Raw genomic sequence first — 24,542 nt, 5'->3', positions numbered from 1 at the left:
AATGTCCAGCAACGCTTTGTTCTACCTGACCAGTAATGACATGCCGCTGGTCAGCCATGCCGATGGCATCTATATATGGGATACCACAGGTCGTCGTTACATCGATGCCTGCTCAGGCGCCATCACCTGTAATATTGGCCACAATCACCCCACCGTAAAACGCGCCATGGTTGAGCAGCTCGATAAGGTTGCTTTCAGCTATCGCACCCAGTTCGAAAGCCAGGTCGCGCTCGACCTGGCAGCTCGATTGGTCGATCTCACCGACGGTGAGCTCGACAAAGTCTTTTTTGTCGGCAGTGGTTCAGAAGCGGTCGAGAGTGCAATCAAACTGGCGGTCCAGTATTTCGTCGCCAAAGGGCAGCCGGAGCGTTGCAAGTTTGTGTCGCTGCGCCCTTCCTATCATGGCAGTACCATCGGAGCACTGGGGCTGACCGGATACGAACCCCTGGAGGCACCTTATCGCTCAATCACTCTTGGCTCGGTCAAAGTGCCCTCTCCGGACTTGTACCGTTACCAGGAAGCCAGCGCTGAAGAACACATTGCATCGGTGCTGGAACAGACCGAAAGCGCCATTCTGGCGGCGGGCCCGGAAACCATTGCCGCCGTGGCGCTGGAGCCGGTGGGCGGTGCCAGCACTGGAGGGCGCATGGTCACCAGGGCCTATATGGAAGGGGTGCGGGCTTTGTGTGACCGTTACGGTTGCCTGTTGATCATGGACGAAGTGCTCAGCGGCATGGGTCGCACCGGCGCCTGGTTTGCTTACCAGCATTTTGGTGTGGTGCCCGACATTATCGCGCTGGCCAAAGGGCTCGGTTCCGGCTATTACCCCATAGCCGCCATGATGGCGCGTCAGGAGCTGGTTGATGAGGTGAGCCGCAGTGGTGGTTTCATGCACGGTCATACCTACGCCGGTAACCCCCTGGCCTGTGCCACGGGCCTTGCTGTTATTGATGTGATGGACTCGGAGCGGCTGGTTAGCAATGCCGCAGAGCAGGGTACCTATCTTCGCCAGCAACTTGACCAACTGGCTCAGAAGTACGATTGCATTGGCAATGTACGCGGGGTTGGCTTGTTGCAGGGGGTGGAACTGGTGCAGGACAAGGCCAGAAAACAGCCGTTCCCGGCCTCGTTCAATGCTTTCGACAAGCTCACGGCCCTGGCCAAGGCCCGTGGCCTGCTGATTTACCCGAGGCGTTCCCTGAATGGCCTGGAGGGGGATCATGTGTTGATTACGCCGCCACTGACGGTCACCGCTTCAGACATTGACGACATAATCGCCCTGCTGGATGACAGCCTCGCGGCCTTCGAACAAGCGTCGCTGGAGCTGGAGGTCTGTTCATGAAAAAGAACCAGACCCTGGAAAATGCCATCGCCGCCATTCCCTCCGGGGCTGTGGTCATGGTCGGTGGTTTTGGCAACCCGGGTACGCCCTTTAGCCTGATCAACGAATTGGTGCGTCAGGGGCAGACCGGTCTGACGATCATCAAGAACGATGCCAATGAACCCGGTCATGGCTTGAGCCGGCTGATCGAGAATGGCCAGGTGCGCAAGTTGATCACCACGCACATTGGCCTGAACAAAGGCGTGATTGAGCTGATGAATCAGGGCGACCTCGAGGTCGCGTTTCATCCCCAGGGCATGCTGGCCGAAAAGATTCGCACTGCCGGTGCCGGCAGCTTTGGTTTCCTAACTGACATCGGTATTGATTCCGAGATTACCGGGCCAGAAGATCTGCTCGAATGGCAAGGCCAGACCTACAAGGTCGAGATGGCGTTGCCGGCTGCCTACGCACTTATTCATGCCGCACAGGCGGACTGGATCGGCAATCTGGTGTATCAGGGCTCGGCTATCAATTTCAGCCCTCTGATGGCCATGGCTGCGAACCACGTTATTGTCGAGACGCCGGATCTCGGTGCGCCGGGCCGTTTCAAGCCGGAACACGTGCATACGCCGGGTGCCTTTGTCGACAGCATTGTACCGCTGGAATCACTCACCTCTGAATACGGGGTCCTGGAACATCATGTCCGCCGCTGAGCGCATTTTGAGCCGGGCGGTGAATGAAATCACCCCGGGCAGCATTGTCAATCTGGGCATTGGTTTGCCCACGCAGGTTATCCGTTACCTACCGGACGACTTCGATGTACAGATCCATTCAGAGAACGGCATTCTGGGTGCCTGGAAGCAGAGTCCACCAGAGGCAATGGACCCCTTCCTCATTGATGCCGCCGGTGCCTATGTTTCCCTTCGCGAAGGCGCCAGTCTGTTCGACAGCGCTGTCTCTTTCGCCCTGATTCGTCGCGCTCGCCTGGATTTGACCATGATTGGCGCCTTCGAAGTCGACGAGCTGGGCAACCTAGCCAACTGGAAAATTCCGGGCAAATTTTCGCCGGGGATTGGTGGTGCCATGGAGCTGGCACAAAAGACGCCGCGCATCGTCGTGCTGACAACCCATACCGACAAACACGGGCGACCCAAGATCCTGAAGTCTTGCCGCCTGCCGTTGACTGCCAAAGCCTGCGTCAGCCGCATAGTATCCGACCTCGCTGTAATGGATGTTACCCCGCAAGGTCTGGTGGTGCGCGAAAAACTGGTCGAGATCAGTGACGCCGATTTGCAGGCCCGGACCGAAGCGGAGCTGACGTTTGCCACGTGAGAGGAGGTGACCATCGCAGCATACAAGGTAGTTAAACCTATACTGATCTGGACGCATGAAAACGATCAATCCTGGTTCAACGGGTACGGTCATTAACCAGTGTGAAGAGGTGCGATGCATCGATGTGTGCATTGCTTTATAAAAAAGTCTGAACAGGAAGAATAATATGAAGGCTCTTACTAAAAAGTTCTCTCAATCTCTGGCTGTCGCAGCAATCGTCACAAGCGCAGCGGTCATGGTTGCCATGCCGGCACAGGCGCGTGATCTGTCTGAAATTCGTGACGACGTATTCCAGGTGGTAAATTCCGGCGCTTACCCTCCCTTCAGTTTTGTCGATACCCAGGGCAACCTGGTTGGCTTTGACGTTGATATTGCTGAGGCTCTGGCTGAAAAGATGGGTGTTGAGGTTAACGTACAGTCCTCCCCCTGGAACGGCATCATCGCCGCCCTGGTCGGTGGCCGTTTTGATGCCTGCATTTGCAGCATGAGCAACACCGAAGAACGTCGGCAGGCGGTTGATTTTACCGATCCCTACTACAGCGCGGGTCTCTCAGTCTGGGTGCAAGGAGATACCGACGATATCAATAGCATCGATGACTTTTCAGGCAAGCGTATTGGTTCCACTCTGGGTGAAACCGGTAACCAGTGGGCGGTGGAAAACGCGGACGGCAAATGGCGTAACCAGACCTTCCAGGGCTTACCTGACATGATGAATGGCCTGACCACAGGCCGCATCGATGCCATGATCGCTGACGACGTGCCCGTACTGGTTGCCATGCAGGAAAACGCACCCGACATCAAGATGGTAGACGTTGGTGATTTGCCACGCTGGCCTGCCGCCATTTCCATTCAAAAGAATCACCCTGAGCTGCTGAAGGCTCTGAACTCGGCCCTGAAAGAGATCAAGGCTGATGGCACTTACCAGGACATTGTCGATAAGTGGATTGGCGAAGGCGCCAACATCCAGTAAAGGCCAGGCCAGGGGGGAGCCAGTTGCAGTCTGCACTTTAAGGCTCACCCCCGGGTCAACACGTCGAACCTTGTATTACCAATAACAGCGAAAAAGGTAAGACCATGGATTTCAGCTTGATGGCCGAGGTCACACCCTTGTTGATCAGGGCGGCTTTGGTCACGATCGACATCTCAGCCCGTGCACTGTTCTTTGGGTTTTTCGTCGCCTGTGGGCTGGTCTTTTTGCAGTCTTTTCGCTTTGCACCCATCCGCTGGTTTGCCCGTGGCTATATCAGCGTGGTTCGCGGGACGCCCTATTTCGTCCAATTGTTGCTGGTGTTTTATGGTGGTCCCAGTATTGGTTTAAAGCTTGACCCCTTCACGTGTGGTGTTGTCGTGGGCGCTTTCAATATTGGCGCCTATATGAGTGAAGCGATTCGCGGCTCCATTGAATCGGTGGATAAAGGTCAGGCGGAAGCCGCCAGGTCACTGGGGTTTGGCAAGGTACAAACGATGGTGTCTGTCGTGTTGCCGCAAGCTTCCGCACTGATGATTCGTTCTGTCGGGGTGTTGGCCATTGTACTGGTGAAAAACTCCTCTCTGGTTTCCATTATCTCGGTGGTTGAGTTGACGTATCAGGCTCAGCGCCTGATTGGTTCGACCTACAAGCCGCTGGAGATTTTCACCCTCAGTGCATTGATGTACATCGTCATTGTCTACGCGGTGATGGGCATCATCGAACTGGCCTATCGTCGCGCGACGCGCTACACAACCCAATAGAAGGACGCAGAGATGGAATTTGATTTCGGTCCGGTAATAACCTATTTCCCTACCTTGCTGAAAGGCCTTGGTGTGGGTTCTCTGGTGGCCCTCGTAGTTGCATTCATGTCTATTGTGGGTGGGCTGGTGGTGGCGGTGATTTCCATTTATATCAATAAGGTTCTGAGCTGGCCATTGCGCTTTTTTATCTGGCTGTTCATGACCACGCCACTGCTGTTGCAACTCTACTTTTTGTATTTTGGCCTCGGCGAGTGGATTCTGATTCCCGCCATCCTGGTTGGCATTCTTGGGCTGGGTTTTCACTACATGGCCTACAATGCCGACATTTTCATTGCCACCATCAAGTCAGTGTCCGACGGCCAGTATGAAGCTTCACGGTCCCTCGGCTTCGGGCATGGTGCCACCATTTTCTACATTATTGTGCCACAGGCCTTTATTCGCGCGATCCCGCAACTTGGTAACAATATGATTTTAATGGTGAAAGATACGTCCGTCTTATCCGCCATTGGTGTGGCTGAGGTGGTGTATGCCTCCCAGTATGCGATCAGCGTAACGTTCCGGCCATTCGAGTTTTTCATCGTTATCGCCATGCTGTACTACCTGATCAACATTTTTATGGAGCTAGGCCAAGCCTGGCTGGAGCGGCAGACGGCCTATCGTCGCTAATCCCTAATCTATTGCAGCATGACAGGCGGGAGAACCCATGAGCACTGAACATCAAACCGAAACTCCGATGGTCGAAATCCGCAACGTGCACAAGCGGTTTGGCGATCTGGAAGTTTTGAAGGGCATCAACCTGACGGTAAATCGCGGAAAGATCATATCCGTTATTGGTCCTTCCGGTTCCGGCAAGAGCACGCTGTTACGCTCGGTGAACCAACTGGAGGTAATAGACCAGGGTAAGATTCTTCTCGACGGCGTTCAGGTGAACCGCCCCGATAAGAAAGGCCTGGCATTTGAACGCCATATAAACCATATCCGTCAGAACATGGGCATGGTGTTTCAACACTTCAATCTCTTTCCTCACCTGTCCACGATCGACAACGTCACCCTGGCACCACGCAAACTGAAAGGTATGGATAAAAACGTGGCCCGGGAGTTAGGCATGGAATTGCTTGACCGGGTTGGTCTTGCCGAGAAAGCTGAGGTGTTTCCCAACTGGTTGTCGGGTGGCCAGAAGCAAAGGGTGGCTATCGCCCGGGCGCTGGCGATGCAGCCCAAAGTGATGCTCTTTGACGAGGCGACTTCAGCACTGGATCCGGAGCTTGTCGACGAAGTTAACCGGGTAATGCGCGGCCTGGCAGAAGAACATATGACCATGTTGATCGTGACACACGAGATGGGATTTGCGCGTGATGTTTCGGACTGGGCCATGTTTATGGATGGGGGAGTCGTCGTTGAAGAAGGCACCCCGGATAAGCTGTTTAGTGATCCGGATCAGGAGCGAACGCGCAACTTTCTGAGCAAACACCTCGGTGATCATCACTAGGCGGTGAACCGTGAAATGTTTTTACCATGAGGCGCAAAAATCTCACGCCCCCAAGCACTATTTACTCCGTGGCCAACCCGCGCCCTCACCAGAGCAACCGGTTCGCTCTGAGCGCCTGAAAGCGGCGATTGAAGCGACGAGTGCCAGTCTGATTCTGTTGCCACCGCTTACCAGGGATACGCTACTTCTGGACCGGCTGAAGCGTATTCACACCTCTCGCTATCTTAGCTTCCTTGAGAGTGTGGTGGAGCGTTGGCGGGCCATGCCCGGTGCTTCCGATGTGGTTGCTCCCAATGTACATCCTTGTGGCTATGCCCGTTTTTACCCTCGCCACATAATCGGCCAGGCAGGGTGGCACATGAATGATATGGCGTGCCCGATGGATGAAGGCAGTTATACCGGCATTCTCGCCAGTGCAACAACAGCACAGGCAGCGGCGGATGCCGTGCTGCAGGGCGAGGTTGCCAGCTATGCTCTGTGTCGACCGCCGGGCCACCATGCCGGGCCGGAACGGGCAGGCGGCTTCTGCTTCCTGAACAACTCGGCTCTGGCAGCCACCGTATTGCGTGAGCGCTTTGAGCGCGTAGCCATCGTCGATGTCGATGTCCATCACGGCAACGGAACCCAGGACATTTTTTGGCAACGAAACGACGTCTGGACTGGATCGATCCACGTCGACCCTGCGGATTTCTACCCCTTTTACTGGGGTGCGGCGGATGAAGTGGGGGAAGGTGATGGCGAGGGGTATAACCGAAATGTACCTCTGGCACTGGGTGCCAATGGCATTGATTTTTTACAGGCCCTGTCGCGCCTGTTGTCAGCGCTTGCCGAATTTCAGCCTCAGGCCATCGTCATCGCACTCGGGCTTGATGCCCATAAGGATGACCCCCTGGCTGGGATGACGCTGGAAACCGAGGATTTTTACCGCATTGGCCAGCGCCTGGCGCAGGTCAAAGGCCCGAAAGTGATCGTTCAGGAGGGCGGATATCCAACTGACAGCCTTGGTGATAATCTTGCCGCCTTCTTGCAGGGCTTCCGTTGTGGTTAATGGCGCGGGCTTCCCGCTTTATTCAACTAGAAAGAGTGTATTTTATGAGTGATCGTTACATCGACAGCAACCAACGTATGAGTCAGGTCGTCGTGCATGGCAACACGGCCTATCTGGCAGGTCAGGTAGCTCATGACGCCAGTGCCGGCATGCGCGGACAAACCGAACAGATTCTGGAAGGCATCGATCAACTGCTCGCCAAGGCCGGTACTGATAAATCCCACATCCTGTCTGCGACCATCTGGGTAACTGACATGGCCGAGTTCCAGGAAATGAACACGGCCTGGGATGCCTGGGTTACACCAGGACGTACCCCAGCTCGTGCCTGTGTCACAGGCAATCTGGCCAAACCGGAATGGAAAGTGGAAATTATGGTCATTGCCGCCATTCCCGCTTGAGGAACCGGTGTTCGGTAACATCGGTACGAACAAGAGGCTCAATCGCTTCAGCCTGCGAGGCAGGAAGAAGGTGCAGGGCCAGTGGCCGCTACAAAAATTTTAGGAGCCAGGCGCTGGGGACGACTCGGAACCGGGTTTTTCTACAGCCTCGTTAGCACCTCAAGTGCGACGACTGTCGTTTACGTCATCCGCAAGCCAAGCCTTGATCAGCGATTGATAAGGCATGTCCCGCTTGTTGGCTTCGATTTTGATCCGATCAAGCAGGGTTTCGGGCAACCGGAGTGAGATTGTCTTGGTTGAGGGTTTCAGCTTCGGGAACGATGCCGGCTTGGCCTGACTCCAATCCAGATAGTCGGTGGAATCATGAGTCTCCCAGAATTCCCGTTCTTCTGCTTCAGTTTTGAACTCAGGCATCTTTTTTAGTTTGCTCATAAACAGCCCTCTCTTTTCGGTGCATGTCGCGAGCGGAAATCACCCGAATCAGCGTACCGTTCTGCCTCAGTGTGAACGTGATGTGGAGTAATTTCTCATCATCGGTTTCACCAAGGGCATGAAACCGGGCCTCAGTCTGGCTGTGTTTGGAGTCTTCCAGCACCAGAAGCGGCTCATTAAAGAAAATTTCTTCCGCTTCGGACTGGCTGACGCCATGCCTCTCCGCGTTCTTTCGGGAGTTGCCTTCGTTCCAGTCAAAGCCAGTAACTTGTGCCCAATTGATCATAAAAGTATATTATCAGCATATACGCAAGCGTCAACAAGTGCTAACCAATGCAGGCTCGGCGACGCCCTTTACATTGCGCGTTCGGCTCCACTCGAGGGTTACAGGTACGAGGCTATGGACATCATCTCCACGGCCTCAATAGCCAAGAAACCCGGTGTTTTTCAAGTTAGTTGGCACTGTTTTTTGTTTAAGCCGCGTCTTTCTCCGCTGCCCTTTTTTCCGGATTCAGGGTCGTTGGTCCAACGGGCTCGCAGTTCCTGATCGGACGGCTTCCCCAGCGGTTTGGTGTCCGTTGTTTGGCCTGTTCCAGTACCCGCTGGCGTTGGGCCAGGATGGCGACATCCTCGCCACTGTGCCGCTCCTGCGGGGTTACGAACCTCAACTTACTGTGCTTGTGTTCCGTGTTGTACCAGTTCACGAAGCCGTCTACCCAGCGTCGCGCGTCGTCCAGACTCTTAAAGCCAGCCGAGGGCCAGTCAGGGCGATACTTCAGAGTCCGGAACAAGGATTCCGAGAACGCATTGTCATTGCTGACCCGAGGTCGGCTATACGAAGGCAGTACGCCCAGCTCTTCCAGCTTTGCCTTCATGGTCTGGGCCTTCATTGGGGCTCCGTTATCCGAGTGCAGCACCAGAGGCCGGTGGAGACACTTCTCCCGCAGCAGGCAACGTTGTAACAGTCCGGCGGCGTAGTCGCCGCTCTCAGCCTCATAGACCTCGTAACCCACGATCTTCCGGCTGTAGACGTCTTCAAACATGTACAGGTAGTAGAACTGCCCACGCACCGTCGAAGCCAGGTAGGTAATATCCCAACTCCAAAGCTCACAAGGCCCGGAGGCATGGTGTGTGGTCGCTTCCCGGGAGCGCTGCGGCGCGAGGCTTTGCCCCCGATGGTTCAACTGGTTGTGAGCTTTCAGTATCCGGTAAAACGACGACTCAGAGGCAAGGTACAGCCCCTCGTCCATCAGCGATGGTACGATTTGAGACGGCGGAAGACTCTCGTAACGGGCCGAGTTGCAGGTCGATAGGATCCTCTGTCGCTCCTCTTCACTGAGTCTGTTTACAGGACTGGGGCGTACCGCTTCCGGGCGCTTATCCGACTGCACCGCGCCTTCACGGAACCAGCGCCGATAGGTGCGCAAGCCAATGCCGGCTTCACCACAGGCCCGGAATAATCGGGCTCCAGCGTCCTTGGCTTCCTGGATCAAGTCAATCGTTATCCTGCGCTCAGGGACCGGGGTCAGTCGTCCCCGTTGTCGTTCTCCCAGAGCGCATCCAGCTTTTTTCGCAGCACCAGCAGTGCAGCAGTTTCGGCCAGAGCCTTTTCCTTGTGGCGTAATTCGCGCTCCAGTTTCTTGATCTGCTTCTGGTCTGCCTGACTCTTCTTGCGCAGTTGCTTGTCCCGCTCGGCACTGCGCTGGAAGCCTTGCAGGGACTCTTCTTTCCAGCGCCGGACTTGCTCAGGGTAAAGCCCTTTCTCCCGGCAATACTGGCTGAGTTCTTCTTCGGACAGCGCGGCTGTCTCAATCACGGTTGCCAGCTTTGCTTCTGCTGACCACTGGTCTGACTTGGCTTTGGAACCGGGCACCGGGCGTCCTTCATCTCTGGCTTGTGTCCGCCAATTGTAAAGGGTTTGATCCGAAATGCCTTCTTCCCGCGCCAGAGCGGCTACGGTCATACTGTGGGGCGGCGACAACTTCGCCAGCACTGCGGCTTTACGTTCATCGGAATAACGAGGCACTATCAACACCTGAACCGCCCAACTGGTTAAAAATTAAGTAGTGCCAACTATCCTGCCAGAGGGGGAACCCGTACGGGACGCAGTTGAATCAAATCACTGAATCGCCGTGGTACGTGATCCGTATGCCCGGTGATGTGGGAGGAGGGGCATCGTGAGGTGGCTCCCTATCCCGATTAGCTGTGATTGCCTCAGGTGCAAAGTGATACTATAGTATCACTATTAGTCTGATTCAGGGTGAGCCCATGAAAGTTGAGCTTGTTACGAACCTCAAGCGCCAAGCCACAAAGATTCTGGCAGATCTGCACTTGTCCAAGGAGCCGATACTGATCACGGAGCATGGTCAGCCATCCGCATACCTTGTCGATGTTCAGGATTACGAGTTCATGCAGCGCCGACTTGAACTGCTTGAAGGGCTCTCAAGGGGAGAGCGTGCTGTACTTGAGGGAAGAACGTACAGCCAAAGTGAGGCCAGGGAGAAAATGAGTAAATGGCTGAAGTAGTCTGGACAGAGCCCGCCCTTCAAGAACTGGACGCCATCGCTGAGTACATTGCCCTGGATAATCCTACTGCGGCAAGTCATCTGGTCCAGGAAGTTTTCGATAAGACCGGGCGGTTGCAAGATTTCCCCCAATCCGGACGGATTCCTCCAGAGCTCCCTAATTCGGTATACAGGGAGGTAGTGATTCCACCGTGTCGCATTTTTTATCGTGAGGATGAGCAGCGGGTTCTCGTCCTCTTTGTTATGCGAGAGGAGCGGGAGCTTCGTGCGTTCATGCTTGGGAACAGCTAACCAGGCGTGTCACTCGGATGCCTTTGTCTCCGCTTCGCTACGTCAAAGTCACATTCCCTGTGCGTATGGAACGGCGGAAAATAGGTTGCATCGGGCAGGCGTTAACAGCGCTGACCGGGTGCTGGTTACCGGTGCGTCGGGCGGTGTTGGATCAGCGGTTGTTCAGTTGGCCAAGCGCCGGGGTGCCTATGTGATCGCCATAGCCGGCGAAAGTAAGCTGGATTCTGTCAGGGGCCTGGGATGAGCCAATCTTTCCGAAGCTCATCGACTACATTGAAAGGGGTGAGATACGTCCTTTGCCCGCAAAAACGTTCAAGCTGAAAGATATAGCGATTGCGGAACAGGAATGTCTCAAGAAGACACAGTTTGGAAACTTTGTACTGGTGCCGCCGCGGAACTGATCAAACCGGCGGAGGAGGTTTTCTGGGGTGGTTACTCCGGTTACTTTCAGGATCCGGAAGGTCATTACTGGGAAGTCGCATTGACAACCATCGGAGAAAAAAAGCGATATGAACTCAGCTCCAACACCCTATCCAATCGGCACCCCCGGCACTCCCTGGGGAGAGGCGGAACGCGCCGAGTGGTTGTCACATCAGACCCGTCAGCGCAGTTACGAGGCCGAGGTGTTGAGTGTGATCGAGCGCCTGCGCTCGCGTTTTGAGGTGGAAGAGTACGGCGCTCTGGATTACGGCCCGGATTACTATCCGCTGATGGCGATTCGCAGCCGCGGTTGGAACAACGATCTGCCGGTGGTGCTGATAACGGGCGGGGTTCACGGGTACGAAACCAGCGGGGTTCATGGCGCGCTTCAGTTCCTCGATGAGCACGCGGCAGATTATGCGGGCCGCGTGAATTTGCTGGTTGCACCGTGTGTCAGTCCTTGGGCTTACGAGCGGATTCATCGCTGGAACCCGAACGCGATTGATCCCAACCGCTCGTTCCACGAGGACAGCCCGGTCGGGGAGTCGGCCGCACTCAGGCGATTGGTGGCGCCGGTCCGTGATCGCGCACTGATTCATATCGACCTTCACGAGACCACCGATACCGACGAAACCGAGTTTCGCCCGGCGCTGGCTGCGCGCGACGGTAAACCCTTCGAGCCGGCCGGGATTCCTGATGGCTTCTATGTGGTCGACGACAGCGAGCATCCGCAGCCGGAATTTCAGCAGGCGTTAATCAGGGCAGTGGAGCAGGTTACGCATATTGCGCCTGCCGACGAGAGCGGCGAGATCTTTGGCTCTCCGGTGGTCGCACGGGGCGTGATCGCGTACCCGCTTACGCAATGGGGCCTGTGCGCCGGTATTACCCGCGCTCCCTACCGGACCACCACCGAGGTTTACCCGGATAGCCCCCGTGTAACCCCCGAGCAATGTAATGCCGCGCAGGCTGCCGCCGTGTGTGCGGCGATTGACTATGGGCTGGCTCATCAAGAAACCGCCGAGTGAAGATCTCAGGACTCGTGTTCCTGTTCCCCGGCCCGTTTGTTGTCTCTGGCGGTAAATCCCCAGCCAACGGCGGCCAGCAGAATCAATCCGGTGATGATGGGTGATACCTCACCAAAGGTAACAACGGCGCCAATCAGCGATGCCACCGCGGCAACTGCAGACAGTTTCCAGGAATAGCCGCTGGTGCCGGAGTGTTTCTGAGGTGCTTCTGTCATAATGTGATCCTCGTTAGCCAGCCTCAACAGTAGCAGGAATCGACGGGCAACACCTGTGGTCAATTGCGGGCGGCACTGTTTTCATAACCCTTATAATAGCTCCCGGGAGAGTCTGTTTATGAAGTTGATTGGTCTGATGATCATCGTGGCAGCGGCAGCAGTGACGGGCTGCCAGACATCCTCTCAAGTGTCATCTGCAGCCATGGACGGTGATGGCGTTACCTGCAATGAAATCCATCAGGCGTTCTCTGCCTATAATCGGGACCGGCAATCGGCCGCTGCCTGGGCACAGCTCGGTGCGATGATCAGTCCGAGCGCCGGAAATTATGCCAGTATGGGCGTGGAAACTGCTGCCAGATACTATGACCAGATCAAGGCTGCGACGAACATTTCTCTGGCCGTCAGGGGCTGCCAGCCGGTGCAGTGACACTGACCGCATGTAAACGCAAGGGTCAGTTTTGCATGCGTATATCGTTTTTCCACCGGAATCCCACACCACCCGTCTGCCAGACTCCATCTTTATTGAAGGGATGGTGCCCGGCCATATTGATGTATTGGGGCAGGCCGAACTGAGGCGCCAGGTTGCGGGGTGCCTTGATGGTCACCCGATCCATAATCCGCAGGCCCTGTTGTTCCGGGGGCCTGTGGGCCTCTGGCGCGGCGCGGTGGGCAACAGCCCAGTTGTCGATAAACAGGAGATCGCCGGTATCGTATTCGTAGCGAATGCCGTAGCCAGCTTCGAAGGAATCGTTCAGCAGGTCGTTGTAATCGTTGAACAGGTCCTTCATGGCGGCTTCATCCAGCAGCCGGAAGCTATCGGCGGATGCGGGCAGGCTCTTCAATTGCTCCAGTGTCAGGTCATTGTCTGGCAGTCGCTCGATGACTGCGCCGGTCATGCCCAGGTGCAGCCACACGCTTTTGCGACCGGAAATCGGGTGGGTATGAACGACTGGGTGGGTCACGCTTGACGCTGAGTTAACTGAAACGAGGCGTTCCCAGAATTCCTGCTTCTCTTTCGGAAGGGCATTAAACGCGGCTCCCTGGTGCGCGAAGTGGGTACCGCCGCCGTTTTCCGGCGCCCGGGCCATGTAATAGGCGCTGTGGGAAAAGGTGGCAGCCTCGAAACTGCCGTCGTTGTGCCATTGGGGCCCAACCCCGAGAATGCCCTGGCGGCCATCGTTGGAACAACGGAAGATATGCCGGTTACGGCCCGGTGTGGCCGGGTGAATGCCGTGGGTGGAGTGAATCTCCCGGCCGCCCCACCATTTGCAGCAATCGATCAGCTCTTCCGGCGAAAGACCCGCCTGGCGCTTGAAAACGATGAATCCGCGATTCGCCATTTCAGTTTCCAGTGCCTTTATCGCAGCCTCCGATAAGCGATTGCGGACATCCGCGCCGTAGATTTCTACACCGATGGGATCAAGCTGCCGGACAGACAAGCCTTCCTGCTCAAGCAGTGCCACGTTCTCAGGGTTCAGGGGCTCTACGGTGGGGGTCTGCTCGAGGGTTGTTTCCAGGGGCTGTGCCATAGCGATCACCTACCAAGCTGCTCGTTTTTTAGACAGCGTAACGCAGCCGCTTTTTGGAATACAAATCGGGCGTCCGGGATGAACGATGTTGAACCCCGCCCCCGGAGCATCGGCAACGGCAAGACCAATTCGCATTTGCCTTCGTAGACGGGGCCGATAGACTGATAGAGAAACCAAAAATCCAGAGGAACAGCCGTGACTCCCATAACCCTTGTTCGCCGCACAGCGGCATTGATAGCGTTTGTGATTTCTGGCTCAGTATTGGCTGGTGATCCGGTGGTGGTGTCTTCCAAGATTGATACCGAAGGCTCGGTACTGGGGCAGATGATACTGCAGTCCCTTGAAGCGGCGGGTATTCCGGTGGAAAACAGGCTCCAGCTTGGGGGCACCAGCATTGTCCGTAATGCGATCAAGGCCGGCGAAATCGATATCTACCCGGAATACACCGGCAATGCCGCCTTTTTCCACGATCAGGCTGAGCGGGATATCTGGAAGGATGCCGACAAAGCCTACCAGGCCGCTGCTCGCCTTGATAAAGAGGCCCACAACATTGTCTGGCTGCAACCGGCAGAGGCCAACAATACCTGGGCCATGAGTGTGCGGGGCGATCTGGCAAGGGAGCACAACCTAGCCACTCTGGAAGATCTGGCACGCTATATCAATGAGGGCGGCAAGTTCAAGTTTGCGGCCAGCGCCGAGTTTGTGGAATCCCCCAGTGCCTTGCCGGCGTTCCAGGAGGCCTATGATTTCGAGCTTGAATCCGACCAGTTGCTGATTCTCTCGGGTGGTAATACGGCGGCCACCCTCCGCGCGGCGGCCCTGAACAACAACGATGTGAACGGGGCCATGACCTACGGCACCGATGGCGGCCTGGATGCGCTGGATCTGAAGGTGATGGAAGATACCGCGGGCGTTCAGCCGGTCTATCAGCCCGCGCCCATCGTGCGTGGTGAAGTGCTGGAAACCTATCCACAGATCCGCGAGGTGCTTGGGCCCATCTTCGAATCGCTGGATCTGGAAACGCTTCAGCGGCTGAACGGCCAGGTGGCGGTGAACGGTGTGCCGGCAGACACGGTCGCCCGTAATTATCTGGACTCCCTGGCCCAGGACTGAGGTTTGTCGATTTTCAGCTCCGTTTCCCCGGACTCACTGCCGAACCGTGTCCTGCCCGTGCTGGGGGTGCTTGCCCTGGCGCTGGTCTGGTTTCTGGATCTGGGTGTTATCCAGCCCAACCGGATTGTTCCGGGGACCGGGCACGGCCTGTTGTCTGCCGTTGGCGGGATAGGGGCTGGCCTGGTCACGGTGATTCTGGCTGGCTGTGTTCTGATGTCTCTTCTGCCTGTTCGCCGGCGATACCTGCCGCTCCTGGTTCTGGTAGGCCTTTCATTGGCGCTGATGCCGTTACTTCTTGATGTCTTCGCCAGCCGGCATCTGCCGGAAAACGCCCCCTATGCGCGCTCGTCCATTGGTGCGGGTTTCTGGTGCCTGCTGTTCCTGCTGTCACTGATGCTGATCGAAATCCTTGGGCGCCTCGGAAGCGGGCGAGGGCTGCAGCTGCTGATCCTGGCGGCCATTTGCGGCAGCTGGCTGTGGATGCTGCAGGGCGACGGCCTGGAAAGTCTGTCCCTGGTCCGCGAATTCAACGCCCGGCCAGAGAAGTTTGAGCAGGCGCTCTGGACACATCTGGCGCTGGCCTTCGGTGCGGTGAGCATCAGCGCCTGTCTGGCGTTTGTGCTGGCGTTGAAGATGATTCGCAGCACCGCCTGGCGCCGGCCCATCCTGGGCGCTGTCAGCTTTCTCCAGACCATTCCCAGCTTGGCCGTGTTCGGGCTGCTGATCGCGCCGCTCAGCGCACTGGCGGCTGCTTTCCCCGCCCTTCAGGCCATGGGCATCCGTGGTATTGGCTGGGCGCCAGCCTTGCTGGCGCTGGTGGCCTACAGCCTGCTACCGATGGTGCGCAATACCTTTGTCGCGCTGACCGAAGTGCCGGAGACCTTGGCGGATGCCGGGCGGGGCATGGGAATGAACGAGAAGCAGCTGTTTTTCAAACTCAAACTGCCGCTGGCGCTGCCGGTGATCGTGGAGGGCGTTCGCATTACCACGATTCAGGCCATCGGCCTGACGGCGGTGGCTGCGCTGATCGGGGCCGGGGGGTTTGGCAGCTTTATCTTCCAGGGTCTGGGGCAGGCGGCGATGGATCTGGTATTGCTCGGCGCCTTGCCGACGATTGCCCTGGCGCTGCTGGCCGATGCGCTGCTCACGATGCTTGCGGACAGTTTGAAGCCGATACCGGCAACGGCCTGACAGGAAGAGGATTTGTCCGGATGATCGAACTGAAAAATGTGACCCGTCGTTTCGGTGATGCCGTGGCCGTGGACCGAATCAACCTGACGGTCGAAACCGGGGAAGTGTGCGTGCTGGTGGGCAGCTCGGGCTGCGGCAAGTCCACCACCCTGCGGATGATCAACCGGTTGTTGCCCCTCAGCGAGGGGGAGATTCTGGTGGATGGCGAGGACATTACCACCATGAACCCGGAGCAGCTGCGGTTGAACATGGGCTATGTTATCCAGGGCACGGGGCTGTTTCCGCACTGGACGGTGGCCCGGAACATCGCCATGGTGCCCCAGCTTCTGAAATGGCCCCGGGAGCGGATTGATGAACGTGTGCATGAATTGCTGACGCTGCTGGATCTCGACCCGGCCACTCACGCCAACAAATATCCCCAGCAATTATCCGGCGGCCAGGCCCAGCGGGTGGGTGTTGCCCGGGCGTTGGCGGCCGACCCCAATATTTTGCTGATGGACGAGCCTTTCGGGGCGCTGGACGCCATCACGCGGGAAAACCTGCAGCTCGAGATGCTGCGTATCCAGAGGCAGGTGCGCAAAACCACCGTGTTTGTGACCCACGACATCGATGAAGCCCTGAAGCTGGCAACCCGGATTGCCGTTATGGATCAGGGGCGTATCATCCAGCACGACACGCCGGAGAATATCCTGCGCCGGCCAGCGACTGAATTCGTGGAGAACCTTGTGGGCAAGCAGGACCGGGGCCTGAAACTGATGAGTCTGCGCAATGTGCGTGATCTGATGCAGATTCACCCGGAGCCAAGGCAACCGGAACCGGGCGCCGAGGGCCTCAAGGAAGATGACAGTCTGAGAGTGGCTCTCTCGATGATGCTCTGGCAGGACTGCCACCAGGTACTGGTGTTCAATGCCGAGGGTCAGGAAACCGGAACGATCACCCGGGAACGCATTATCGGGGAAGGTGCCTGATGCGGATCTGGCTGCCACCGGTTCTGCTGGCCTTGCTGCTGTGTGGTTTCAGTGCGGGTATGCCGGCTCTGGAGCCATTGTTCGAGTGGGTCCAGCCGGATAAACAGAGTGTGATCTACGATCGGGAGAGCTTCCTGTTTCTGCTCCAGAACCACCTGCTGCTGGTAGTGATTTCCGCCTTTGTCGGAACCATCGCTGCGGTGGCGGGCGGTATCTTCGCAACCCGCCCCTCTGGCCAGGATTTCCTGCCGCTGGTGAGCCAGATCGCGTCCATTGGCCAGACGTTTCCGCCGGTGGCGGTCCTGGCCCTGGCGGTGCCGGTGCTCGGGTTCGGTGAAGCACCGATTCTTCTGGCGCTGATTCTTTATGGCTTGCTGCCCATTCTCCGCAACACCCTGGTGGGTCTTGAGGGTGTTGATGCCACGGTGCGGCAGGCAGCGCTGGGCATGGGCATGTCGCCTGTTCAGGTGCTGCTGCAAGTGGAGCTGCCTTTGGCGGGCAGGGTAATTCTGGCGGGCATCCGAACCTCGGTCACCATCAATATTGCCACCGCCGCCATTGGTTCAACCATTGGTGCCCGCACCCTCGGTGACCCCGTGATCGCCGGGTTGGTGAACGGGAACACGGCCTATGTCCTGCAGGGTGCGATCCTGATTGGCCTGCTGGCGCTTACCGTGGACAGCCTGTTCGAAGCCGCTGAGCGTGTCTGGGATCGACGGCTGCTGCCACAGACGGCCGGCTGATATCCGTTGCCGAGGCTAGTGATGCTTTAAAAATGCTGGTTTGCTGTCTAGGCTGACGGGGGATGCACAGCGCAAGGAGCACAGCGATATGAAGTTTCCTTCGAGCACGTCATTTGCACTCCTCGGCGCAGCACTGATCGCAATCAGTTACGGGCTCGCGCGCTTTGCGTTCGGCCTGTTTGTGCCCCCGATCCGGGCCGAACTGGGCCTTACCCCGGAAACAATCGGTATGATCGGTGCGCTGCCGCTGATCAGTTTTGTTTTCGCCACCATGATTGCCCCAGTGTCCGCTGATCGTCTCGGTGCCCGCAACACCGCCATGGCGTCGGGTGTTTTTGGCATTGTCGGCCTGGCGCTGATCAGCCAGGCTTCTGGCGCGGTATCCCTGGGAGTGGGGGTGGTTGCCTGTGGCATCTGCACGGGCCTGATGATGCCGGCGCTGACCGCGGCGATGCAGGCCCTGGTAAGACGTTCCCTGCATGGCCGGGTTAGCTCGGTGATGAATGCGGGAACCAGTATTGGCGTAATGGTTGCGGTGCCGACGATTCTGTTTCTGGCCGGAGCCTGGCGCTACGCCTACGCGTCTTTTGCTATCCTCGCGCTCCTCGGGGTGCTGGCCACCTGGCTTTTCATTCCTTCGGTATCCCGGGTTACCCCGGCCAATGCCGCTCCACCACCTCCGATCAGCGCGGATCAGTGGTGGCGCCTGCTAAGGCTGTCACTGTTTGCCTTCATGATGGGCTTTGTCTCAGCCGCCTACTGGATCTTCGCGCCGGATCTGGTCGTCAACCTCGGTAAGATGTCTTCCGATTCAACCGGCTGGCTGTGGCTGGCGGTTGGTGTCGCCGGTCTCGGCGGTGCGGTGGTGGCCGACCTGGCCGATCGCAACAACCCGCCCATTACCCAGGCTCTGATGCTGATGATGCTGGCGGCGAGCCTGGCACTGCTGGCTGCCAGCCCTGACAACCTGATAATTTCGGCGTTTTCCGCGCTGGTCTTCGGGCTTGCCTATATGAGTCTGACGGGGCTCTATCTGATGACCGGTATCCGCCTGCTGCCGGGGCGGCTGTCCATGGGGCCGGTGCTGCCGTTCATGGCGGTGTCCCTTGGCCAGGCTGCGGGCTCACCGGTGGTCGGCCTGCTGGTGAGTGAGGTCGGTTATGCCGATGCCTTTGCCATGTTCTGCACAATCGGCATTGTCGTGGCCATGCTCTCGCCGCTTTACCCGCGGTATCTGGAGTATGAGCCGGAGGAGGAGACCGAAGAGGATACCGGCCTGCAGGCGGCGTACGACTATCAGCTTCAGAACGAGGAAGGTGAGCCGCTGACGCCGGTTACCGGAAAGACCGAAAGCTATTAACTGCGAGCTATGAAAACAATGCCTGGCGACGGGCGTTAATCCGGGGATGAGTCGGAGGGTGCCGCCCAGCTGGTGTAGCCCAGGTCCATCACCCGGGCGACCTCCTCATCGGGAATGGCCGACAGGTCGCCGAGCTCCAGCGGATCGTAATGGAAGGCGTAAAGCCGTGAGGTGAACTCGGCAATCGGCAGGGAGGCCTCGCCGCGGAATTCGCCGTGGTTACGGGTGGAGCAGGTGATGCCCTGGCCCCAGTCCTGGCCGCTGTCGTTGTTGGGATTGAAGAAGTAGACTCGCATCTCATCCTGGGGGCTGAGCCCGACCCTGAGGATGTTGATGGCGTGGCGGCCGACAAAGCGTGCGCCGCTGTCTGTTACGGCAATGCCCGCCGGCTGGGCGTGGATCACCGGCAGCTGCCCGTTGTAGAACGGATGGTAGCTGGCATAGAAGTGCCGGATAAAGCCCTCGTAGTCGCGCACCTCTCCGGTATGGACATCGGCCACCACGCAGAAGCCATGGCTGACCCACCAGCCATAGAACTCCGGGTTGATCCAGCGGTGGGCGTCGTCGTCACGGTCCTCACAGCGGCGCCACATTTCCCCGTAGAGGCGGTCCAGGTGGGGAATAAGGATCAGCGATACCGGGTCCACATCCACCGGCGTTTCTTTCACTAGCCCGGGTTCCAGATTCCTGGATGAGACATTTTCGCCTTCAAAGCGACTCAGTACCTCGTTGTCCCGGGCAGCCCAGGCCAGTAGCTGAAGCAGATAATCGGCCTCGTTTTCCGCCCACACCGAGAGGCCGATGGCAGACTGGCAGGTGGGGTTGTTGCCCTGGCCCACACCCAGCGGCTGCCCCAGCAGGTTGAGCACGCCGGCCAGCAGGAACACCCGGGGCGGAAGGGCATTACCAAAGGCCTGTTGAAGAGTGTGGGCGGTTTCCGGTGACAGGGGCAGCTTGATCTGTCGCCACAGGGCCCGGGCCACGGAAGGGGTGAACAGCGAGCCCCTTTCCAGCATCATGGTCAGGCCATAAACCGCCTGGCAGGTCTCCGGAAAGATGGCTTCGTCAATCAGTGCCTGTACCAGCTCGGTGTAGCAGTAGAAATCGTCCATGCCTGTCATGGTCAGCCCCAGCGCGCTGGGTATCAGATCGTCCTGATCAGTGGTGCGCAGGAATCTCAGCATCACCGCGTGGTAAGGGGAGGCAAGACCGGTGTCGTGCATGCTGCGGGCAAAGTAGGTGGCTTCGGAAGAGAGCCCTACGTCGTCCATGTCGCTAATCCGTTGCTCATACATCTGCAGGCCCGGGTCTTCAGCGCTGCCCGGTGTGGGTGCAAACAGGGCATTGACCAGGCGGGTGGCGTCGGCGGTACCGGTGGTTTTCAGTTTCGGGTCGTACAGGCACTTGGCGATCTGGCCGACCATTTCGCAGATGCTGTCGACCTGCACCGGGCCCTGGTCCAGCAACCGCCAGACCTCCGCCACCAGACTGTCCAGCAGGCTTTCATAACCGAGGTGGGAAATCAGATACCGGTAAAGTTCCTGAACAATCACGCCAAGCTGCTTCGGGCGTTCCCTGTCTGCCTCGGCGAGCTGGCCAGACAGCAGGTCCAGGTTCAGTGCCATCACCTGGGTCAGGAAATGGCGGGCCTGTTCTGCGGAAATACCAGGGTGGAAGTAATCCCCCCGGCTAACGGCAAGCATCCGCAGCTCGCTGATCGCCTCGACAATCGTGGTGACAGCACCCGCCTCGCGGAGCGAGTACTTGGCCAGTGCGGGCTGCAGGATGTCCGGCTGGGCCCAGTCGCTGGTGCCGAAAATACCGGCGGATTCCAGCGAGCGAACCCGCCGGTACAACGCATCAAAACCGCCCGGCAATGTCATCAGCATTCGGGCGCGCTCCAGCAGTCCAAGGCTGGAGGCCTTGGCATCCGTGCGGCGGGCACGGGCAAAGTCAGCCAGCGCGTTATCAAACAGCCTTAATACCGGCTCGAGTGCAGAATTGGCCTCTTGGCGCCCCATGGCTTTGGCTCCCTGTTCCGTTTAGATCACCATAGCATCAACCGGCAGAGTAGAACGTCGTAGCAATTTCACAAATCCAATGCTCACAGTTCAGGGCGCCTGATGGCTGCCCGTGTGATCAGGGTAGAATCACCAGATGATCAGGCAGTTCGTTGCGCTCGTGGGTGGCGGGCAAGTGCTCCTTCAGCAGCGTGCCGCATGCCGCAATACAGTCAAGAAACCCCTGCCGGGTCTGGTCCTGGCGCACCTTCGCGGTGAAATCCGCCACGATGGCTTCCCACACCGAGTTGTCCAGCACATCAGCGATACCCTGGTCCACCAGGATCTCGACATAGCGTTCCGCCTCTGAAACGAAGATCAACATGCCAGTGGCGCCCCCGGTATGGTGCAGGTTCTGCTCCAGGAATTGTCGCCGCGCCAGGTTGGAGGCCCGCCAGTAGCGTACCTGCCGGGGAATCAGGCGGGTGTTAATGGCGGGCATCCGGAACAGCAGGCTGAGCACAATGAAGGTAACCCACTGCACCAGCATCAGCATGTCGGCCCCGAACCAGTTGCCGAAGTAATTGCCAATGCCCGGCAACAGCAGGGCCAGAATGCCGGCCCAGAGCAGCGGAATATAGCTGTAGTTATCGGACTGGGCCGTCAGTACGGTGACCAGTTCGGCATTGGTTTCCCGTTCCACCGCTTTGATGGCACCGGAAACGGCTTCCTGATCGCTTTTACTTAGTAATGTCATGATTCTGTGATTCTCATGTGCAGGTGAGGGAGCTTATCTCCGGGAATGCCTTGAAGGTTTACCAGCCGCCGGACGCACCGCCGCCACCGAAGCCGCCACCGCCGCCGCCAAAACCGCCCCCACCGAAGCCACCGCCACCACCACGGCCGCCCATGAGGCCGCCCAGCAATGCCGCGCCCAACAGGGCTCTGCCCCCGCGCCCGCCACGGCCACCGCGACTGCCGATAAAGAAAACCACCGACATCATGATGATAAAAAACAGCGCCACCATGCCGGCGTGGGGCTTTTTCTGGGCCGAGCCGGTCTGCAGGCCCTCGGGAACTGCCATCGGCTTGCCACCGAGAACCTGGATCATGGCGGCGGCGCCGTTGACGATACCGGCCTGGAAATCCCCCTGGCGGAAAGCCGGGGTGATCACCTGATTGATGATCACCGAGGATTCGGCGTCGGTAAGCCGGCCTTCAAGGCCATAACCTACCTCGACGCGCACTTTCCGCTCCTCCTGTGCCACGATCAGCAGGGCGCCGTTGTCCTCGCCTTTCTGGCCGATCCCCCAGTGCCGGCCTAACTGGTAGCCGAAATCCTCAATCGGAAAGCCCTGCAGGTCTGGCAGTGTGACCACCACCACCTGTTCGGTGCTGGCCTGCTCATGGGCCGCAAGCATCTGGGTCAGGCGCGCTTCCACTTCAGGGGAGAGCATCTCTGCGCGGTCGACCACCCGGCCCGTCAGTTCGGGAAAGTCCGGCGTTGACTGGGCCCAGCTAATGGCCGGGAGCACCAGCAGTAACGCCAGCAGCAGACTTTTTCGCGGCAGTCCCGCCATCAGAACTTCACCGCCGGGGCTTCTTCGGCATCTTCCGCGGTGGCTTCGAAGTTGGCCCTCGGCTGCAGATCGCTATACAGGAGGCTGTGCCAGATTTTCCCCGGGTAGGTACGCAGCTCGGTGTTGTACTGCTGCACCGCCTGAATGAAATCCCGGCGCGCAACGGCAATCCGGTTCTCCGTGCCTTCAAGCTGTGCCTGCAAGGCCAGGAAGTTCTGATTCGATTTCAGGTCCGGGTAGCGTTCAGAGACCGCCATCAGACGGCTCAGGGCACTGCTCAGCTCGCCCTGGGCCTGCTGGAATTGCTTCAGCTTCTCGGGGTTGCTGAGAATGCTCTCGTCCACCTGAATCGATGTGGCTTTCGACCGCGCCTCAATCACCGCGGTCAGGGTTTCCTGCTCCTGGGCTGCGAAGCCCTTGACGGTTTCCACCAGGTTGGGAATCAGGTCAGCGCGGCGCTGATACTGGTTTTCCACCTGGGCCCAGGTGGCGGTGACCCGCTCATCGTAGGTGGGGATGTTATTGAGGCCGCAGCCACTGAGGAACAGAACCAGCGCCATCAGCGATGCCAGTTGCCAGAAGTTCCGCTGCTGAAGCGGTGTGTGAAGGGTTCCCATAGCGATCTTTCCCTGACGTGGTTGGATGAAAAAGGCAGGATGCCCGACCCGCGGCCGGAGACTTTGAACTTCTCTATCTGTTGGGGCAAAGCCATTGTTTTCAAGGTGAACCCTCAACCGCCGGCTTCCTGATAGGAGACCATACGCTGCTTGTCTTCGTCCCAAAGCGCGTATCGGAAGCAGTCGGCAATGTCCCGGGGGGCCAGGGTTGTGGTTAACGGCGATTGCAGCTCCGGAATGGCCGCCATCACTTCCGGAAGGCGGTAGAAGGGGATGCGGACGTTGAGATGGTGAATGTGGTGGTAGCCGATATTCCCGGTAAACCACTGCATGACCCGGTTCATCCGCATATAGCTCGAAGACTCCATGGCGCCCCGGTAATAGCTCCAGGCTTCCGGCGAGGCAATCTGCATGCACCGGAAACTGTGCTGCGCGAAAAACAGATAGCACCCCATCGCGGCGGCGAGGGTCATGGGTAGCAGGATGACAAAGAAGACCAGACCGAACCCGCCCAGTGCCCACACCACGGCGATCAGCACGAAATGGCTGACCAGGGCTGTCAGGGAGTCTAGGTGTTTGCGGGGGGTCTTCAGCAAGGGCATCAGTGTGATGTTCAAACCGAAAACAACCGGGTAGCTCAACAGCACCACCAGGGGGGTGCGCTGGGCGCGATAGGTAAAGCGCTGCCAGCGTGTTGAGTCCCGCCACATACGAGCGGTTATAAGTGGAAATGCACCGACACTGGCGTCCGAAATCTGGCCCACATGGCCGTGGTGATAATTGTGGCTGGCACTCCAGGAGCGTGTTGGTGTCAGCATCAGGGCGCCAAAAGCATGGAAAAGCCAGTAGGCAACCCGGGAATCTTTGAGAATTGCCCCGTGCAGGTAATCGTGAAAGGTAATGAAGGCGCGCACCATCAGCAGGGCGCCCAGTACCGAAAACACGACTCTGAGGGGCCACCACGGGATCACTCCGGCGGCGGTCAGTGCGGCAATCATCAACACAAAGGTGGAGCTGACGTGCCACCAGCTTGTGACAGATGATTCTTCAACGTAAGGCCTTGTGGCCTCGAGCAACTCCCGGCCCACCCGGATGCCCTCGCTGTGTTCCGGCAAGTTGTCGTCCGATACCTGGACATTGTCCTGACGCATGGTCCGTCCCTCCCTGCGGTAAAATTAGACCTTTTGGCAGGTGATTTCCAATGGCTGGATGGC

Annotated in this window: 29 protein-coding genes; 19 read left to right on the top strand and 10 right to left on the bottom strand. The window is 58.1% G+C overall.

Going from position 1 to position 24,542, the window contains the following annotated elements:
- Window position 1 precedes the first annotated feature (1 nt).
- The 9 genes from msub_RS08725 (at window position 2) to msub_RS08685 (ending at window position 7,319) form a co-directional block, all read left to right on the top strand.
- Entirely contained in the window at window positions 2-1,342 is a 1,341-nt protein-coding gene (locus tag msub_RS08725) for an aminotransferase family protein (RefSeq protein WP_048495645.1), read from the top strand.
- Entirely contained in the window at window positions 1,339-2,034 is a 696-nt protein-coding gene (locus msub_RS08720) for a CoA transferase subunit A (RefSeq protein WP_048495644.1), read from the top strand. The genes msub_RS08725 and msub_RS08720 overlap by 4 nt, the downstream gene beginning before the upstream one ends.
- Entirely contained in the window at window positions 2,021-2,653 is a 633-nt protein-coding gene (locus msub_RS08715) for a 3-oxoacid CoA-transferase subunit B (RefSeq protein ID WP_156182739.1), read from the top strand. The genes msub_RS08720 and msub_RS08715 overlap by 14 nt, the downstream gene beginning before the upstream one ends.
- A gap of 166 nt (window positions 2,654-2,819) precedes the next feature.
- Window positions 2,820-3,623 (top strand): transporter substrate-binding domain-containing protein, encoded by an 804-nt coding sequence (locus tag msub_RS08710; protein ID WP_048495643.1) that lies wholly within the window; start codon window positions 2,820-2,822, stop codon window positions 3,621-3,623.
- Window positions 3,624-3,727: 104 nt separating this feature from the next.
- Entirely contained in the window at window positions 3,728-4,384 is a 657-nt protein-coding gene (locus msub_RS08705) for an amino acid ABC transporter permease (RefSeq protein WP_048495642.1), read from the top strand.
- Window positions 4,385-4,396: 12 nt separating this feature from the next.
- Window positions 4,397-5,050: an amino acid ABC transporter permease gene (locus tag msub_RS08700; protein WP_048495641.1), complete on the top strand. Its 654-nt coding sequence runs from the start codon at window positions 4,397-4,399 to the stop codon at window positions 5,048-5,050.
- Window positions 5,051-5,087: 37 nt separating this feature from the next.
- Window positions 5,088-5,873, top strand: coding sequence for an amino acid ABC transporter ATP-binding protein (locus msub_RS08695; RefSeq protein WP_319803304.1), 786 nt, complete (start codon window positions 5,088-5,090; stop codon window positions 5,871-5,873).
- A 10-nt stretch (window positions 5,874-5,883) separates the two neighbouring features.
- Window positions 5,884-6,921, top strand: a complete 1,038-nt coding sequence (locus tag msub_RS08690) for a histone deacetylase family protein (protein ID WP_048495640.1) — start codon at window positions 5,884-5,886, stop codon at window positions 6,919-6,921.
- A 44-nt stretch (window positions 6,922-6,965) separates the two neighbouring features.
- Complete coding sequence (locus msub_RS08685) at window positions 6,966-7,319, top strand: RidA family protein (RefSeq protein ID WP_048495639.1); 354 nt, start codon at window positions 6,966-6,968, stop codon at window positions 7,317-7,319.
- A gap of 159 nt (window positions 7,320-7,478) precedes the next feature.
- On the opposite strand, the gene msub_RS08680 is transcribed toward msub_RS08685, so the two are convergent.
- The 3 genes from msub_RS08680 to msub_RS08670 form a co-directional block, all read right to left on the bottom strand.
- A complete protein-coding gene (locus msub_RS08680) occupies window positions 7,479-7,751 on the bottom strand; it encodes a BrnA antitoxin family protein (RefSeq protein ID WP_027830482.1) in 273 nt (90 codons plus the stop codon).
- A complete protein-coding gene (locus tag msub_RS08675; protein WP_048495638.1) occupies window positions 7,726-8,037 on the bottom strand; it encodes a BrnT family toxin in 312 nt (103 codons plus the stop codon). Before msub_RS08675 ends, msub_RS08680 begins: the two co-directional genes overlap by 26 nt.
- 187 nt (window positions 8,038-8,224) lie before the next feature.
- Window positions 8,225-9,777 (bottom strand): IS3 family transposase gene (locus msub_RS08670; RefSeq protein WP_406564694.1). Its coding sequence is split into 2 segments (ribosomal slippage): window positions 8,225-9,309 and window positions 9,309-9,777, totalling 1,554 coding nucleotides; the frame shifts between segments, so codons are not numbered across the junction.
- Between the two features lie 242 nt (window positions 9,778-10,019).
- Here msub_RS08670 and msub_RS08660 point away from each other — a divergent pair.
- The 4 genes from msub_RS08660 to msub_RS08650 all read left to right on the top strand — a co-directional run bounded on the left by msub_RS08660 (window position 10,020) and on the right by msub_RS08650 (window position 12,012).
- Window positions 10,020-10,277 carry a type II toxin-antitoxin system Phd/YefM family antitoxin gene (locus msub_RS08660; protein ID WP_022992576.1) on the top strand — a complete coding sequence of 86 codons (258 nt, stop codon included), beginning with the start codon at window positions 10,020-10,022 and terminating at the stop codon, window positions 10,275-10,277.
- Entirely contained in the window at window positions 10,265-10,567 is a 303-nt protein-coding gene (locus msub_RS08655; RefSeq protein ID WP_048495635.1) for a type II toxin-antitoxin system RelE/ParE family toxin, read from the top strand. The genes msub_RS08660 and msub_RS08655 overlap by 13 nt, the downstream gene beginning before the upstream one ends.
- An 85-nt stretch (window positions 10,568-10,652) precedes the next feature.
- On the top strand, window positions 10,653-10,811 hold the full coding sequence (locus msub_RS22090) for a hypothetical protein (RefSeq protein ID WP_227506677.1): 159 nt from the start codon (window positions 10,653-10,655) through the stop codon (window positions 10,809-10,811).
- Between the two features lie 265 nt (window positions 10,812-11,076).
- Window positions 11,077-12,012, top strand: a complete 936-nt coding sequence (locus msub_RS08650) for a M14 family metallopeptidase (RefSeq protein ID WP_048495634.1) — start codon at window positions 11,077-11,079, stop codon at window positions 12,010-12,012.
- A 5-nt stretch (window positions 12,013-12,017) separates the two neighbouring features.
- Here msub_RS08650 and msub_RS08645 read toward each other — a convergent pair whose 3' ends face one another.
- Window positions 12,018-12,227: a hypothetical protein gene (locus msub_RS08645; protein WP_048495633.1), complete on the bottom strand. Its 210-nt coding sequence runs from the start codon at window positions 12,225-12,227 to the stop codon at window positions 12,018-12,020.
- Window positions 12,228-12,345: 118 nt separating this feature from the next.
- Between msub_RS08645 and msub_RS08640 the strand changes: the two genes are divergently transcribed.
- Window positions 12,346-12,654, top strand: coding sequence for a hypothetical protein (locus msub_RS08640; protein WP_227506676.1), 309 nt, complete (start codon window positions 12,346-12,348; stop codon window positions 12,652-12,654).
- Window positions 12,655-12,679: 25 nt separating this feature from the next.
- On the opposite strand, the gene msub_RS08635 is transcribed toward msub_RS08640, so the two are convergent.
- Window positions 12,680-13,756 (bottom strand): TauD/TfdA dioxygenase family protein, encoded by a 1,077-nt coding sequence (locus tag msub_RS08635; protein ID WP_048495632.1) that lies wholly within the window; start codon window positions 13,754-13,756, stop codon window positions 12,680-12,682.
- Between the two features lie 204 nt (window positions 13,757-13,960).
- Here msub_RS08635 and osmF point away from each other — a divergent pair, with 204 nt between their 5' ends.
- The 5 genes from osmF (at window position 13,961) to msub_RS08610 (ending at window position 19,131) form a co-directional block, all read left to right on the top strand.
- Window positions 13,961-14,869, top strand: coding sequence for a glycine betaine ABC transporter substrate-binding protein OsmF (gene osmF, locus msub_RS08630; RefSeq protein WP_264750646.1), 909 nt, complete (start codon window positions 13,961-13,963; stop codon window positions 14,867-14,869).
- Between the two features lie 3 nt (window positions 14,870-14,872).
- Window positions 14,873-16,060 carry an ABC transporter permease gene (locus tag msub_RS08625; protein ID WP_048495630.1) on the top strand — a complete coding sequence of 396 codons (1,188 nt, stop codon included), beginning with the start codon at window positions 14,873-14,875 and terminating at the stop codon, window positions 16,058-16,060.
- A 20-nt stretch (window positions 16,061-16,080) separates the two neighbouring features.
- Window positions 16,081-17,028: an ABC transporter ATP-binding protein gene (locus tag msub_RS08620; protein ID WP_048495629.1), complete on the top strand. Its 948-nt coding sequence runs from the start codon at window positions 16,081-16,083 to the stop codon at window positions 17,026-17,028.
- Window positions 17,028-17,771 carry an ABC transporter permease gene (locus msub_RS08615; protein ID WP_048495628.1) on the top strand — a complete coding sequence of 248 codons (744 nt, stop codon included), beginning with the start codon at window positions 17,028-17,030 and terminating at the stop codon, window positions 17,769-17,771. The genes msub_RS08620 and msub_RS08615 overlap by 1 nt, the downstream gene beginning before the upstream one ends.
- A gap of 88 nt (window positions 17,772-17,859) precedes the next feature.
- Window positions 17,860-19,131 (top strand): MFS transporter, encoded by a 1,272-nt coding sequence (locus msub_RS08610; RefSeq protein WP_048495627.1) that lies wholly within the window; start codon window positions 17,860-17,862, stop codon window positions 19,129-19,131.
- A 35-nt stretch (window positions 19,132-19,166) separates the two neighbouring features.
- Here msub_RS08610 and msub_RS08605 read toward each other — a convergent pair whose 3' ends face one another.
- The 5 genes from msub_RS08605 to msub_RS08585 all read right to left on the bottom strand — a co-directional run bounded on the left by msub_RS08605 (window position 19,167) and on the right by msub_RS08585 (window position 24,479).
- Window positions 19,167-21,152 carry a hypothetical protein gene (locus tag msub_RS08605; RefSeq protein ID WP_048495626.1) on the bottom strand — a complete coding sequence of 662 codons (1,986 nt, stop codon included), beginning with the start codon at window positions 21,150-21,152 and terminating at the stop codon, window positions 19,167-19,169.
- A 118-nt stretch (window positions 21,153-21,270) separates the two neighbouring features.
- Window positions 21,271-21,888 (bottom strand): TPM domain-containing protein, encoded by a 618-nt coding sequence (locus msub_RS08600; protein WP_048495625.1) that lies wholly within the window; start codon window positions 21,886-21,888, stop codon window positions 21,271-21,273.
- Window positions 21,889-21,946: 58 nt separating this feature from the next.
- Entirely contained in the window at window positions 21,947-22,711 is a 765-nt protein-coding gene (locus msub_RS08595; RefSeq protein ID WP_048495624.1) for a TPM domain-containing protein, read from the bottom strand.
- Window positions 22,711-23,271 (bottom strand): LemA family protein, encoded by a 561-nt coding sequence (locus tag msub_RS08590; RefSeq protein WP_227506787.1) that lies wholly within the window; start codon window positions 23,269-23,271, stop codon window positions 22,711-22,713. The genes msub_RS08595 and msub_RS08590 overlap by 1 nt, the downstream gene beginning before the upstream one ends.
- A gap of 170 nt (window positions 23,272-23,441) precedes the next feature.
- Window positions 23,442-24,479, bottom strand: coding sequence for a fatty acid desaturase family protein (locus msub_RS08585; RefSeq protein WP_048495622.1), 1,038 nt, complete (start codon window positions 24,477-24,479; stop codon window positions 23,442-23,444).
- Between the last annotated feature and the right edge of the window lie 63 nt (window positions 24,480-24,542).

This window comes from Marinobacter subterrani (assembly GCF_001045555.1).
Classification (GTDB): domain Bacteria; phylum Pseudomonadota; class Gammaproteobacteria; order Pseudomonadales; family Oleiphilaceae; genus Marinobacter; species Marinobacter subterrani.
The sequence above is the reverse complement of the archived record's forward strand: the minus strand, read 5'-3'. Positions and strand labels throughout refer to the sequence as shown.